Annotated in this window: 14 protein-coding genes; 9 read left to right on the forward strand and 5 right to left on the reverse strand. The window is 63.3% G+C overall.

All coding sequences use genetic code 11. The annotated features are described in order from the left end of the window. The first annotated feature begins 16 nt into the window (after positions 1–16). Positions 17–1,117 carry a cyclopropane-fatty-acyl-phospholipid synthase family protein gene (locus DOD19_RS19930; RefSeq protein ID WP_112187538.1) on the forward strand — a complete coding sequence of 367 codons (1,101 nt, stop codon included), beginning with the start codon at positions 17–19 and terminating at the stop codon, positions 1,115–1,117. A gap of 15 nt (positions 1,118–1,132) precedes the next feature. Here the strand turns inward: DOD19_RS19930 and DOD19_RS19935 are convergent, their stop codons facing one another. Beyond that, positions 1,133–1,663 (reverse strand): DUF2878 domain-containing protein, encoded by a 531-nt coding sequence (locus DOD19_RS19935; protein WP_112187540.1) that lies wholly within the window; start codon positions 1,661–1,663, stop codon positions 1,133–1,135. Here DOD19_RS19935 and DOD19_RS19940 point away from each other — a divergent pair. Next, entirely contained in the window at positions 1,652–2,284 is a 633-nt protein-coding gene (locus DOD19_RS19940) for a lipocalin family protein (RefSeq protein WP_239498052.1), read from the forward strand. The two genes, DOD19_RS19935 and DOD19_RS19940, sit on opposite strands and share 12 nt — an antisense overlap. A gap of 11 nt (positions 2,285–2,295) precedes the next feature. Here the strand turns inward: DOD19_RS19940 and DOD19_RS19945 are convergent, their stop codons facing one another. Beyond that, positions 2,296–2,832 carry a chalcone isomerase family protein gene (locus DOD19_RS19945; RefSeq protein ID WP_239498053.1) on the reverse strand — a complete coding sequence of 179 codons (537 nt, stop codon included), beginning with the start codon at positions 2,830–2,832 and terminating at the stop codon, positions 2,296–2,298. 290 nt (positions 2,833–3,122) lie between these two features. Here DOD19_RS19945 and DOD19_RS19950 point away from each other — a divergent pair, with 290 nt between their 5' ends. The 3 genes from DOD19_RS19950 to DOD19_RS19960 all read left to right on the forward strand — a co-directional run bounded on the left by DOD19_RS19950 (position 3,123) and on the right by DOD19_RS19960 (position 6,390). After that, positions 3,123–3,788 (forward strand): lipocalin family protein, encoded by a 666-nt coding sequence (locus DOD19_RS19950; RefSeq protein ID WP_112187544.1) that lies wholly within the window; start codon positions 3,123–3,125, stop codon positions 3,786–3,788. A 77-nt stretch (positions 3,789–3,865) separates the two neighbouring features. After that, on the forward strand, positions 3,866–5,407 hold the full coding sequence (locus tag DOD19_RS19955; protein WP_112187546.1) for a cryptochrome/photolyase family protein: 1,542 nt from the start codon (positions 3,866–3,868) through the stop codon (positions 5,405–5,407). A gap of 50 nt (positions 5,408–5,457) precedes the next feature. After that, a complete protein-coding gene (locus DOD19_RS19960; protein WP_112187579.1) occupies positions 5,458–6,390 on the forward strand; it encodes a TIGR01777 family oxidoreductase in 933 nt (310 codons plus the stop codon). 75 nt (positions 6,391–6,465) lie between these two features. On the opposite strand, the gene DOD19_RS19965 is transcribed toward DOD19_RS19960, so the two are convergent. Next, positions 6,466–6,789 (reverse strand): carbonic anhydrase, encoded by a 324-nt coding sequence (locus tag DOD19_RS19965; RefSeq protein ID WP_275426891.1) that lies wholly within the window; start codon positions 6,787–6,789, stop codon positions 6,466–6,468. Positions 6,790–6,852: 63 nt separating this feature from the next. Between DOD19_RS19965 and DOD19_RS19970 the strand changes: the two genes are divergently transcribed. From DOD19_RS19970 to DOD19_RS19980, 4 genes are all read left to right on the forward strand, one after another. Beyond that, positions 6,853–7,713 carry an alpha/beta hydrolase gene (locus DOD19_RS19970; RefSeq protein ID WP_112187548.1) on the forward strand — a complete coding sequence of 287 codons (861 nt, stop codon included), beginning with the start codon at positions 6,853–6,855 and terminating at the stop codon, positions 7,711–7,713. A gap of 183 nt (positions 7,714–7,896) precedes the next feature. Further along, positions 7,897–9,447 (forward strand): FAD-binding domain-containing protein, encoded by a 1,551-nt coding sequence (locus tag DOD19_RS19975; protein WP_112187549.1) that lies wholly within the window; start codon positions 7,897–7,899, stop codon positions 9,445–9,447. An 8-nt stretch (positions 9,448–9,455) separates the two neighbouring features. Continuing rightward, positions 9,456–9,620, forward strand: a complete 165-nt coding sequence (locus DOD19_RS28005; protein ID WP_239498054.1) for a DUF2256 domain-containing protein — start codon at positions 9,456–9,458, stop codon at positions 9,618–9,620. Next, on the forward strand, positions 9,617–10,924 hold the full coding sequence (locus tag DOD19_RS19980) for a DASH family cryptochrome (protein WP_239498055.1): 1,308 nt from the start codon (positions 9,617–9,619) through the stop codon (positions 10,922–10,924). Before DOD19_RS28005 ends, DOD19_RS19980 begins: the two co-directional genes overlap by 4 nt. 290 nt (positions 10,925–11,214) lie before the next feature. Here DOD19_RS19980 and DOD19_RS19985 read toward each other — a convergent pair whose 3' ends face one another. Next, the gene (locus DOD19_RS19985) at positions 11,215–11,916 is read right to left on the reverse strand and encodes a succinate dehydrogenase iron-sulfur subunit (protein WP_009241007.1); all 702 of its coding nucleotides are present in this window, start codon (positions 11,914–11,916) and stop codon (positions 11,215–11,217) included. 22 nt (positions 11,917–11,938) lie between these two features. Beyond that, positions 11,939–12,726 (reverse strand): FAD-binding protein (locus DOD19_RS19990; RefSeq protein WP_162634403.1); only part of this gene is annotated, 788 nt, incomplete at its 5' end.

A 12,726-nucleotide genomic window follows, 5' to 3' on the forward strand; every position in this document is an offset into this window, starting at 1 on the left:
CCCAAGGAGCCCCGACATGACTGCGCTGTCCACGCCGACCCTACCGCCGCAGGCCGCGGCCGATGCACGCGAAGGCTGGCTCATCCAGTGCTGTGAGCGCGGATGGCTGCCGGATTCGCTGGTGCGTGCTGGCATGCGCGCCCTCATGCGCCAGCGTTTGCAAGACGAAGGCCTTCATGACGGCGAACTGCGTTCGCGACGCTTCAACGCGCTGCTGGATGAGTTGCGCGCCAGCCCCATTGCAATCGAGACCGACGCGGCCAATACGCAGCACTATGAATTGCCGCCCGCATTCTTCGAGGCCCATCTGGGCCCGCAGTTGAAGTACTCCTGCGCCCTGTATCCGAGCGGTAATGAAACGCTGGCCGAGGCAGAAGAGGCCATGTTTGCCTGCTATGCCGAACGCGCCGGCCTGGCCGACGGCCAGTGCATTCTCGACCTGGGCTGCGGCTGGGGATCGCTGTCGTTATGGATGGCCAAGCGCTATCCCAACGCACGCATTGTGGCGTTGTCGAATTCGCGCGGTCAGCGCAGCTGGATCGAGGCCCGGGCGGCCGAGCGCGGGCTGACGAACCTCAGCGTGCACACGGGAAACATCGTCGATTTCGAATTTGCAGAGATGCCCGAGGGCGGCCGCTTTGACCGTGTGGTGTCGATCGAAATGTTCGAGCACATGAAGAACTACGGCCTGTTGCTGGGCAAGATCGCGCGGTGGATGCGCCCGGATGCGGTGCTGTTCGTGCACATCTTTGCGCATCGCACGCTGGCGTATCACTTTCAGGTGCAGGACGGCACCGACTGGATGTCGAAGTACTTCTTCACCGGCGGCACCATGCCATCGGAAGCGCTGCTGCTGCATTTCCAGGAAGACCTGCGTGTGGCGCGTCACTGGTGGGTCAGCGGCGTGCACTACGCGCGCACGGCGGACCATTGGCTGGCCAATCTTGATGCGGCCCGTGACCGGTTGATGCCGGTGTTCGTGCAGACGTATGGCGAGCGCCAGGCCGCCGTGTGGTTTCAGCGGTGGCGCATGTTCTATCTGGCGGTGTCGAGCTTGTTCGGCTATGCCGGCGGCAACGAGTGGGGCGTGGCGCATTACCGGTTCGTCAAGCGCTAGGAAGGGCGGCAGCAGTCAGCGCGGGATGCCCGTTCCGTCGCTGCGCTCACCCATCCATACCAGCAGCGGCATCCATAGCGCCCAGCCGACGGCCAACGCGCCCAGCGTGGGGGCCAACTGCGAAATGTGCGCCGCCCCAAGCGCCGCTCCTGCACGAAACGACAGGGGGCCGGCAATGGCCCCCAGCACCATCGCCAGCCACCACCTGCCGCGCAGCCAACGAAAGAGGATATTCACTTGGATCGCGAACAGTACCCACAGCGCCAGCAGCCAGGGCGGTACGAACCCGGCCCACACGGCCCCGTGCGGATAGGCGATGAGCCCGGAGCGTATCAGGAGCGTCTCCCACGGCGCCGCGAGCACCACCACCCACACCACCAGCCGCCATTCCTGGTACGGCTGGCGGGCCTGCCGCAGATGAAGCGCGAGCAATACGGCGACAAACACGATGCCGACCCACGCGGCATCGCGCGCGGCACTCAACACACAGACAAACCAGCCGGCTTGTCCGGCTACCGTATAGAGGAGAGCACGATGAGAACGCATCAAAGAGGCCACCGTTGGCTCACCGTGTCAGGTTGGGCACGTCGTTTGGCGGTGTTCACGCTGGCCATCGCCAGCGCTGCCTGCTCCAGCCCGCCCCCGAATCCCAACCCGAGGGCTGCCGTGCCGCTGAAGACGGTACCGGTTGATCTGCCGCGCTACATGGGGCGCTGGTATGTCATCGCCAACATTCCGTACTTTGGTGAGCGCGGCAATGTCGGCAGCTATGCCGAATGGTCCCTGCGGCCCGATGGCCGTATTGACGATGCCTACGTTTACCGGCCGGGCAGTTTCGAAGCGCCGTTCAAACGCATGCAGTTCGTTGATTCGGTGGTGGACGGGAGCGGTGGCGGCGAGTGGCGCGTGCGGTTGTTCTGGCCCATCTACGTCTCGCAGCTGACGCTGTATGTCGACCCGGAATACCGGGTGACGCTGCTCGGCTATCCAGACAAGAGCCTCGGCTGGGTGTTCTCCCGCGACCCCAACATGAGCGATGCCGACTATCGCGCAGCATTGAGCCGTTTCGACGCGATGGGTTATGACATTTCGCGTTTCCGGCGGGTGCCGCAAGTGCCGAGCCAGATCGGGCAACCGGGCTTCCAGTCGCCGGGAGATGCCAACTAGCCGTACGCGCATCAACGTGACTTGCCCAGGAGGTGACGACGCAGGGACGGGGCGCGCGTGCCGGGTGCCAGCCAGATATCGAAGAAGGCACGCGCAAAGGCGGGATCGTCCACCTCGGTCGTCAGTTGTCCATTGGCGTAGAAGCGTGCACCGCGTCCGGGCAGATACACACCGCACAAGGTGTCGCCCGGCTTGACGTCAGGGAAAGCGGGGGTCATTGCACGCTGCCATTGCGTGAGGGTGTTGTCGGACGGAACGGGCGCCTGGAGCCTGCGAATTTCGTCGATGGCGGTCTCGATGAGCCGGCTCCGTTCGATCGCACGCCGATACGTCACCTCCAAGGCAAAGGGCGCGTCATAGCTGGGTGGGAGTTCTGCGCTCCATAGCTGCGCATCGTAGAGGCAGAACCCGAAAAGGCACAGGGCACCCTTGCCGGAGAGTTGTGGGGCGGGCACCGTATCGCGGCAATCCGCCCAGGCTCCAACGCTCATAAGCGTGCAAAGCGTGAGGATCAGGGCTCGGACGGCGTGAATGCGTTGGGCAGGCATATCGCGAGGGCGTGCGTACATGTAGGTCAAGCGGTGAAGTGTCCGCTTCTAAAGTCTACTGACGGAGCGCGTGACGCGGAAACGCTGGCACAAAGTTTTCTTGATGCAAAACCTGCTCACGATTGACACCGCTGAGCAACACTGAAGTTGAGGCGGCGTAAGCGGATATGCCAACTCAAACCATGTTCATTGGCGGAAATGAGCCGCTTGTTCTGCTGCATTCCGTTGACGCGCTGCGTTGTACAGCGTTTCATGTCGCAAGGAGCGGCATTCACTCTAAGGGGACTTGGATGGCAGATGTGTTGACAACTGCATTTCAATTCGCGAAGCGCGTAAGGCTGCATGGTGCGGGCGTGTTCAAGCGGAGCGGCGTTGTTCTGCGGGCCGCTGCATTGCGTGCGGTGCGTGCTCGCCTGCACTGGCTGGCACCGTTGCTTGCAGGGGCATTCCTGGCGGGCTGTGCGCCGACGAGCCCGCCCGAAGGCATCACGGCGGTCTCGCCGTTCGATCTTCAACGCTATCAGGGGCGCTGGTACGAGCAGGCCAGGCTCGATCATTCGTTCGAGCGGGGCCTGACCGATGTGTCGGCCACGTATCAGCCCCAACCCGATGGCAGCGTTCGCGTGGTCAACCGTGGCTTTGATCCTGCCAAGGGCGAATGGCGCGAGGCCGTGGGCAAAGCGCTGTTCGTGGGCGAGCACGATACCGGTTCGCTGAAGGTGTCATTCTTTGGCCCGTTCTACGGCGGCTATCACGTGGCGGCGCTTGATCCAGCTTATCGCTGGGCCTTGGTTGTCGGGCCTGACCGCAGCTACTGCTGGGTGCTGACACGAGACAAGCATCTCGACCCCGCACAGCGTGAGGCGATCTTTGCGCGTGCGCGTGCGCGTGCGCTCGGCATTGATACGTCCGCGCTGATTTCCGTGCCCCATGAGCGGCAGGACCCGTCTCAGTAGCAGCGAGGGCGCATGCACCACACCAAGGGCGAGTACGAGGCGCAAGACCGTGGCGCCATGTTCCCGAGAGCAATGACATGAACCAGCGTGCGAAGACGCTCCGGCTGGTGCTGGGCGATCAGCTCAACCCGCAGCATTCCTGGTTTGCGCATGTGGACCACGACGTGGTTTACGTGCTGATGGAGGTGCGGCAAGAAACCGACTACGTGCTGCACCATGCACAAAAGATCCTCGCCATCTTTGCAGCCATGCGCGACTTTGCACAGGGGCTGAGAGCCGGCGGCCACCGCGTGCGCTATGTGGCGATCGACGATGAAAGCAACCGCCAGTCCCTGACCGAGAATCTCGCCGCGCTGGCCGGACACTACGGCGCCGAGCGGGTGGAGTGGCAATCCCCGGACGAGTGGCGCGTGGATGCACAGTTGCGCGAATGGGCCGAAGCGCAGTCGCTATCCACGTGCGAAGTCGACACCGAACACTTCCTCACGGGCAGGCATGACCTGGCCACCATGTTTGCAGGCCGCAAGCAGTGGCTGATGGAGCGGTTCTATCGCGAGATGCGCCGCCGCTTTAACGTGCTGCTCGACGACACGGGTGGGCCGGAGAGCGGGCAATGGAATTTCGATCATGACAACCGCAAGCCGTGGCGCGGCACGCCCCCCGAACCTGCCGACGCGCGCCCCGTGCATGACCACCAAGCGTTGTGGCGTACCGTGGAACGCAGCGGCGTGAAATCGTTCGGCGACCCGCTGGCCAGTGAGTTTCGGTGGCCTGTGAACCGCACGGAAGCGCTGGCTTGCCTTGACGCATTTATCGAACAGACGCTGCCGCACTTTGGCGATTTTGAAGACGCCATGAGCAGCAGCCACCAGCGGCTATTCCACTCGCTGCTGTCTTTTTCCCTCAACGTGAAGATGCTGAATCCGCGCGAGGTGGTCGACCGGGCAGAGGCAGCGTATCGGCATGGCAGGGCGCCGTTGCCAGCAGTGGAGGGGTTCATCCGTCAGATTCTAGGCTGGAGGGAATATGTACGCGGCATCTATTGGGCGCAGATGCCCGGATACGCGTCGTGCAACGTGCTGAACCATGACGCGCCGCTGCCATCGTGGTTCTGGAATGGAAAGACCCAGATGCGCTGCCTGCAATTGGCGATTGGCCAGTCGCTGCAAACCGCTCACGCCCATCACATTCAACGCCTCATGGTGATCGGCAACTTCGCCTTGCTGGCAGGACTCTCACCCGACGAGGTGCACCGCTGGTATCTCGGTGTGTATATCGACGCATTCGAATGGGTGGAGCTGCCGAACACGGTGGGCATGAGCCAGTGGGCAGACGGCGGACGCATTGCCACCAAGCCGTATGTCAGCAGTGCCGCTTACCTTTCGCGCATGAGCGATTACTGCAAGGGCTGTCACTACGACAGCAAGCAGCGTGTCGGAGAGCGCGCATGCCCTTACAACGCGTTGTACTGGGATTTCTTCGCACGTCATATTGACGTGTTCGGCCGCAACCCGCGCCTGGCCCTGGTGTATCGGCAGCTCGCCAAGATGGACACCGAGGAGCGCGATGCTCTGCGCATGCGTGCAGCCGAGGTGCGCGCGCGGCTTGAAGCGCTATGACGGATGCGGCGGCCCGCACGGCTCAACTGCAATCAGGAGATCAACCCATCATGCGCATCTTGTTGACTGGCGGCACCGGATTGATCGGGCGCGCGCTTTGCCGCCAGTGGCGTGCGCAGGGCCATGATCTGGTTGTCTGGAGCCGCTCGCCTGAACGGGTGGCTCGGCTGTGTGCGGGTGCACGCGGTGTCGCAACGCTGCGTGAGCTGGATGGTGCCGCGCCATTTGATGCGGTGATCAATCTGGCGGGCGCGCCGATTGCCGATCGCCCATGGACGGTTCAGCGGCGGAAGGTGCTATGGCGCAGCCGGGTTGACCTGACACGGGAACTCGTGGATTGGCTGGGCCGCTGCGAGACGCGCCCTAGCGTGCTTGTTTCCGGATCCGCCGCCGGCTGGTACGGAGATCGAGGGCAGGAGCCGCTGGATGAAGACAGCCCCCCTGGCGAGCACGACTTCGGCAGTCAGCTGTGCGTCGCATGGGAGAAGGAAGCCCGCCGTGCGGAAGGGCTGGGCATGCGCGTCGTCTTGCTACGCACGGCGCCCGTGCTGGCGAGTGATGGCGGCATGTTGCCCAGGCTGCGTCTGCCGTTCAGCATGGGACTGGGTGGGCGACTCGGCAGCGGCCAGCAGTGGATGCCGTGGATCCATCTTGACGACGTGGTGGGCCTGATCGATTTTCTCTTGCACCGCACCGATTGCAAGGGCGCCTTCAATGCATGTGCGCCGCATCTTGTCAGCAACGCGGACTTTGCCGGCACGCTGGCGGCTACGCTGCGCCGGCCGATGTTCTTGCCTGTTCCCGCTTGGACATTGCGGATGGCGCTGGGCGAAATGTCAGTGTTGCTGCTGGGCAGCCAACACCTGCAGCCCAGGCGGGCCATGGAGGCCGGCTATCTGTTTCGCTTTCCGCATCTGGAAGCGGCATTGGGTTGCCTGTTGGGGCGCGAGAGACATCCCGCTACCCGGCGCCCCGCAGCATGACTCCAGCGGCGGGCATCGCGCCCGCTGCGCATAGCCGGGTAGTGACCGGTGCCCGAAGGCTCTCGGTCATCTTCGTCAGACCTGCCGCAGGTTGCGCGACGTGACCGCCACCGTGGTGGGGGATTCAGCCAATGCCACAAAGCGGCGTGTTGCGCCATCCAGCGCATCGATGCTGCCCGTTTCTATGTCATAGACCCAGCCGTGCAGATTCATGCGGCCCTGCTCGAGCGCTAGCGCCACAGATAGGCGCATGCGCGGGTTGGCCAGCTGTGCGACCACGTTTTTGCGAACCATCCTGGGCACTGCATCCAACGCGCACGGGTGTGCGTATATCTTCGAGCGCTCTGTCTTGACATCAACCTGTATGTGCCTGCACTTGATTCCTATCTCATCGAGCATGGGCGGCGTTGACCGCTACCCGTGCGTTTGCCCGGCATTTTTTTGGCTGCAAGGAGGTTGTCGATGCCTGGTGTGACCCGCCGAGCATGGATGGCAGCCGCGTTGGCGAGCCTCGCAGGGTGTTCTGCCCTGGATGTGCTCAACGCAGTGACCAAGTCCGACGCGAGCGTGCCGACGCTGGGGCTGGCCTACGGTCCACACCCGCGCCAGAGATTGGACATTTATCGACCCGTCCGGCCGATGGAAGGGCCACCCCGTGCGGTTGTGTTCTTCTACGGCGGGTCGTGGCGCGAGGGGGACCGCAAGGATTACGCATTCGTGGGTGAAGCATTGGCCGCAACCGGGGCGATTGTGATGGTTGCCGACTACAGGCTGTATCCGGAGGTGCGCTACCCAGACTTCCTGCTGGACTGCGCAGCCGCCACGGCTTTCGCACGGCGTTGGCTGGATCGGCAGGGCCATGCCGGCTCGCGCTTGTTCGTTGCGGGGCATAGCGCGGGCGCCTACAACGCCGCAATGCTGGCAACCGATAGCCGCTGGCTCGAAGCGCAGGGTCTGCGCATCGAAACGCTGTCGGGGTGGATCGGTATGGCCGGCCCCTACAACTTCCTGCCGATTCAAGCGGCCGATGTGTTGCCCGTGTTCAACCATCCGAACGAAACACCGGATAGCCAGCCGGTGTTCCACGTAAGCCAGGGGTGGCTGCCTCCTGCGTTGCTGCTAACGGGGGAGCACGATGCATACGTGGATGTCCGGCGAAATACGCTGTCACTCGCCGAACGCCTGATGGAGTATCGGCACCCGGTGGAACTCAAGGTCTATCCACGGCTGGACCACAAAACGATCGTGGCCGCGCTGGCTTCGCCGCTGCAGTTTCTGGGGCCTGTGCTTTCCGATGTGGCGCGCTTCGTGGCCAGCGCCTGAGCGCGCCATGCAGCTGTGCAATACAGGGCCGTGAAACGGATTTTCTACGGCGTGCCAGGCTGGCTGAATCGGGAATGTGTTGGAAATTCGGGCTCTGCTGGCCCGGTCAGTCGTCCATAGCGGGTCCGTGGTTCTTATACTCGGGCGACGTGATCAAGTTGTGCTGTAAGCCACCGAAGTCCAATGAGCTACACCGTCGTCTGGTTCAAGCGTGACCTGCGGGTGCACGACCATGCTCCGCTTGTCCATGCCGCCCGCCAGGGAAAGGTCTTGTGTCTGTACGTCATCGAGCCAAGCCTCTGGGCTCAGCCCGACGCCGCATCGCAGCACTATCTCTTTATCCAGGAATGCTTGCAGGATCTCGCGCAGCAGCTGCGTGCATGCGGGGCACGGCTGCAGGTCGCCGTGGGTGAAGTGACGGAGGTATTCGGGCGGCTGCATGCGGCGGTGCCTTTCAGTCACTTGGTATCTCACGAAGAGACGGGCAACGGTCATACATTCGCGCGCGACAAGGCCGTCGCCCGTTGGTGTGTCGATCAGGGCGTCACTTGGCGCGAGTGGCCGCAGCATGGGGTGGTGCGGCGCTTGCCCACCCGGGACGTCTGGCACGACCGCTGGGCCGAACACATGTACGCGCCGCGCGTGGCTGCGCCCGAAGCGGGCAGCCTGAGTAATGTCGCTTTGCCATGGAAGACGATGGATTGGCCCGGGTGCGAGGCACTTGGCCTGGATGCATCTTCGCCACCGCGCCGCCAGCGCGGCGGACGAGCACGCGGCGCTGAGGTACTACGCGAATTCCTGTCTGAGCGAAGCCGCCACTATCGAGGCGGCATCTCCTCACCTTTGACGGCGCCAAGCGCATGCTCGCGTCTTTCCCCTTATTTGGCATACGGATGCCTGAGCCTGCGTGAAGTGGTGCAGGGCACAGAGCAACGCCTGCTCCAACTCAAGGGCAACACAGACGACGATGCGGTGTGGCAGCGTAAAGGGCTGTCCGCGTTTGTCAGTCGCCTGCATTGGCATTGCCACTTCATCCAGAAACTGGAATCTGAACCCGCCATCGAGTTCCGCAATGTGCACCGCGGCTACGACGGCCTGCGCGAAGCAGGATGGAACGCGGGGCACTTTGCCGCCCTTGTAGCGGGGCGTACCGGCTGGCCGATGGTGGATGCCTGTGTGGCCATGCTGGGGGAAACCGGTTGGATCAACTTTCGCATGCGGGCCATGCTCGTCTCGGTTGCTTCCTACCCGTTATGGCTGCACTGGCGGCCGGTGGGCCTTTGGCTGGCCCGGCAGTTCATCGACTACGAGCCGGGAATCCACTGGAGCCAGATGCAGATGCAAGCCGGCACCACCGGCATCAACACCACGCGGGTCTACAACCCGATCAAGCAGGCGCAGGACCACGACCCCCACGGCCGGTTTGTCCGGCGCTGGCTGCCAGCCCTGCGCCGCGTGCCCGATGCGTGGCTCTTGCAGCCGTGGCGCATGCCGCCCGATGTTCAGACCCGCTGTGGTGTGCGGGTTGGCGAAGACATCCCTGTTCCGCTGGTCGATCTTGAGGCGGCAACGCGGCACGCCAAGATGCGCATTCATGCGTTGCGCGCCCGGCCGGAGGTTCGCGCCGCCAATGACGCGATCGTGAAGAGGCATGCCTCCCGCTTGCGCCGCGATCGTGTTGACGCCCCCCGTGGGAATGGGGCTACGTATTCGCAGCTCAGTCTCGACTTGTAAATCCGTCGATGCACAAGAAGCTGAATCTGCCGAGCAAGCACTGCGTGCACTGCGGCTTGCCATTCACCTGGCGCAAGAAGTGGGCAAGGGACTGGGATGCGGTCAAGTATTGCTCCGAGCGTTGCCGCAGGGAAGCCGCGCAAGGCAAGGCACGCGTTGGAGAAGCGCGTTGAGTACCGTCCTGTTCTGGTTCCGCAACGATCTACGGCTGCATGATCAGCCGGCACTGCGTGCAGCGTGCGAGAGCGGGGCCAGGCACCTCGTACCGGTGTACTGCCATGCAGATTACGACGACCTGACGCCCTGGGGTTTTGCACGCGTGGGTGTGCACCGCCGGGCCGTGCTTGCTGCAGCGGTCCGGGACTTGAGGCGCCAGTTGGCCGATCTCGGCAACCCGCTGGTCGAGTGCTGCGGCCCGCCTGGAAAGGTCCTGCCCGCATTGGCGCACGCTATGGGCGCCGCGGCTGTGTTTTGCGAAGACATCGCCGCACCATACGAGCAAGCAGACGTGGCAGAACTGCGAAGTGCGGGGCTGCACGTGCAGACCGTCTGGCAGAGCAGTCTGATGGATCCGCTTGACCTGCCTTGGCCCGTTCAATCGCTGCCGCGTGTGTTCACAACGTTCAGGCAAGCGATCGAACAAGCGCAGATCCAACCTTCGCAGCCGCTGCCGCCGCCGGCTTATCTTCCGCCACGGCCATTTGGCCTCGTCATTCCGCCGGGCCTGGCGCGTGCGCCCGCTCCCGATGCGGCTGAAATCGCGTCGGCGGATTCGCGCTCGTCGTTTCCGTATGGCAGGCCGGAGTTTGATGGAGGTGAGACGGCGGGCCTTCAGCATCTGGCCAATTACCTGCAGCGCAAGCTGCCTCATACGTACAAGCGCACGCGCAACGCCTTGGCTGGGCTGGACTTCTCAAGCAAATGGTCTGCGTGGCTGGCCAGCGGTGCGTTGTCGCCCCGACGCGTGGTGGCGGAGCTGCAGCAGTTCGAACAGTTGCACGGCAAGAGTGACGGCAGCTATTGGCTGTGGTTCGAGTTGCTGTGGCGAGACTACTTCCGCTTCCTGCATCTTCAGCATGGGGCGCGACTGTACCGCGCACACGGACTCTCCGATCAACCGCAGCATGCCGAGCGCCTCGATGCCCAGGGCTTCGAGCGCTGGCGTCGTGCATCGACCGGAGAACCGCTTGTCGATGCCGCGATGCGCGAACTGGAGGCCACCGGGTACCTTAGCAACAGGCTCAGGCAGGTGGTCGCCAGCTACCTCGTGCATGATCTGAAAGGCGACTGGCGCGCGGGTGCCGCGTGGTTCGAATCGCAACTCGTTGACTACGACGTCTACAGCAATCAGGGCAATTGGTTGTATATCGCGGGGCGCGGCACAGACCCACGTGGCGGCAGGCGGTTCAATGCCCGCAAGCAGGCCGCTGAATACGATCCCGATGGGTCTTATCTCCGCCTATGGGCGGCGCGATAGTTCTCCGCTAGCTGCCCCGGGAAGGCGGCTGAACGGCGCGCCGGAAAAAGGGCTGAAGGCAATTTGAGCGCCGTGGCTCTTAATAACCGAGTATTCGCAGTCGATTATTCGCAGCGGCCCCCAAGTCAGCACGACATGACTGAGACGTGACGACCGGAAAGAGTGCAGCCTTCGAGAGCCAGAGATTCTGGCAGCAGCGCTGACCACCCTCTTTACGGTTGCCGTGGCCGTCCTTGTGCGCGAGCACTGGTGTTTGTGAGTGGCTCAGGAGAATCTGAACCACTGCGCGCTTACACCGCGCGACGCACCATCAATTCCTTGATCTTGCCGATGGCCTTGGTCGGGTTCAGACCCTTCGGGCACACATCAACGCAATTCATGATGGTGTGGCAACGGAACAGGCGGTACGGATCTTCCAGATTGTCCAGACGTTCGCTGGTGGCCTGGTCGCGGCTGTCGGCGATGAAGCGATACGCCTGCAGCAGACCGGCCGGGCCGACGAACTTGTCCGGGTTCCACCAGAACGACGGGCACGACGTCGAGCAGCTCGCGCACAGAATGCACTCGTACAGACCGTCGAGCTCTTCGCGCTCTTCGGGCGATTGCAGGCGCTCCTTCTCGGGCGGCGGCTCGTCGTTGATCAGATACGGCTTGATCGAATGGTACTGGTTGAAGAACTGCGTCATGTCGACGATCAGATCGCGGACCACGGGCAGCCCCGGCAGCGGGCGCAGCACGATCTTCTCGGGCAGCTCACGCATGTTGGTCAGGCAGGCCAGACCATTCTTGCCGTTGATGTTCATGGCGTCGGAGCCGCACACGCCTTCACGGCACGAGCGACGGAACGCGATCGACTCGTCGAGCTTCTTCAGCTTGACCAGCGCGTCGAGCAGCATGCGCTCGTGACCGTCGAGCTCAACCTCGTAGGTCTGCATGCGGGGCGCTGCGTCCTTGTCCGGATCGTAGCGATAGACTTCAAAAATACGCTTCATTTTTGTGGGCCCTTCTTATCCGTTAGAACGTACGCGCCTTGGGCGGCACCGATTCCACCGACAGCGGCTTCAACTGCACGGGCTTGTAGTCGAGGCGGTTGCCTTCGCTGTACCACAGCGAGTGCTTCATCCAGTTTTCGTCGTCGCGGTTCGGGAAGTCGCTGTGTGCGTGTGCGCCGCGCGATTCCTTGCGGGCGGCGGCCGACACCATCGTCGCCTTTGCCACTTCCACCAGGTTGGCCACTTCCAGCGCTTCGACGCGCGCGGTGTTGAACACCTTGGACTTGTCCTTCAGGTGGATGCTGCCAGCGCGCTCGGCCACTTCAAGGATGCGCTCGACGCCTTCATCCATCAGCTTCTGCGTACGGAACACGCCCGCGTGCGACTGCATGTTGCGGCGGATGTCGTTGGCGACGTCCTGCGCGTACTCGCCCGAGCTGGACGAATCGAGCTTGGCCAGGCGCGACAGTGCGCGGTCCGCTGCATCGGCCGGCAACGGCTTGTGCTCGCGGTTCTTCAGGTTCTGCGCAACGATGTGGTTGCCCGCCGAACGGCCGAACACCACCAGGTCGAGCAGCGAGTTCGTGCCCAGGCGGTTGGCGCCGTGCACCGACACGCACGAGCATTCGCCGATCGCGTAGAAGCCGTTGATGACCTCGTTCGGGTTGCCGTTCTTCGGCACCACGACCTGGCCGTGATAGTTCGTCGGAATGCCACCCATCTGGTAGTGGATGGTCGGCACCACAGGAATCGGTTCCTTGATGGCGTCGACGTTGGCGAACTTCAGGCCGATCTCGCGAATCGACGGCA

The sequence above is a fragment of the Ralstonia sp. GX3-BWBA genome, assembly GCF_003290055.1.
Taxonomy (GTDB): Bacteria; Pseudomonadota; Gammaproteobacteria; order Burkholderiales; family Burkholderiaceae; genus Ralstonia; species Ralstonia holmesii.

What these genes read in the sequence shown, in the direction of transcription:
- DOD19_RS19970 (WP_112187548.1), top strand. Translation starts at nt 6,853, where the DNA reads ATGCCTGGTGTGACCCGCCGAGCATGGATGGCAGCCGCGTTGGCGAGC.
- DOD19_RS19965 (WP_275426891.1), bottom strand. Translation starts at nt 6,789, where the DNA reads ATGCTCGATGAGATAGGAATCAAGTGCAGGCACATACAGGTTGATGTC.
- DOD19_RS28005 (WP_239498054.1), top strand. Translation starts at nt 9,456, where the DNA reads ATGCACAAGAAGCTGAATCTGCCGAGCAAGCACTGCGTGCACTGCGGC.
- DOD19_RS19955 (WP_112187546.1), top strand. Translation starts at nt 3,866, where the DNA reads ATGAACCAGCGTGCGAAGACGCTCCGGCTGGTGCTGGGCGATCAGCTC.
- DOD19_RS19975 (WP_112187549.1), top strand. Translation starts at nt 7,897, where the DNA reads ATGAGCTACACCGTCGTCTGGTTCAAGCGTGACCTGCGGGTGCACGAC.
- DOD19_RS19930 (WP_112187538.1), top strand. Translation starts at nt 17, where the DNA reads ATGACTGCGCTGTCCACGCCGACCCTACCGCCGCAGGCCGCGGCCGAT.
- DOD19_RS19940 (WP_239498052.1), top strand. Translation starts at nt 1,652, where the DNA reads ATGAGAACGCATCAAAGAGGCCACCGTTGGCTCACCGTGTCAGGTTGG.
- DOD19_RS19935 (WP_112187540.1), bottom strand. Translation starts at nt 1,663, where the DNA reads ATGCGTTCTCATCGTGCTCTCCTCTATACGGTAGCCGGACAAGCCGGC.
- DOD19_RS19960 (WP_112187579.1), top strand. Translation starts at nt 5,458, where the DNA reads ATGCGCATCTTGTTGACTGGCGGCACCGGATTGATCGGGCGCGCGCTT.
- DOD19_RS19945 (WP_239498053.1), bottom strand. Translation starts at nt 2,832, where the DNA reads ATGCCTGCCCAACGCATTCACGCCGTCCGAGCCCTGATCCTCACGCTT.
- DOD19_RS19985 (WP_009241007.1), bottom strand. Translation starts at nt 11,916, where the DNA reads ATGAAGCGTATTTTTGAAGTCTATCGCTACGATCCGGACAAGGACGCA.
- DOD19_RS19950 (WP_112187544.1), top strand. Translation starts at nt 3,123, where the DNA reads ATGGCAGATGTGTTGACAACTGCATTTCAATTCGCGAAGCGCGTAAGG.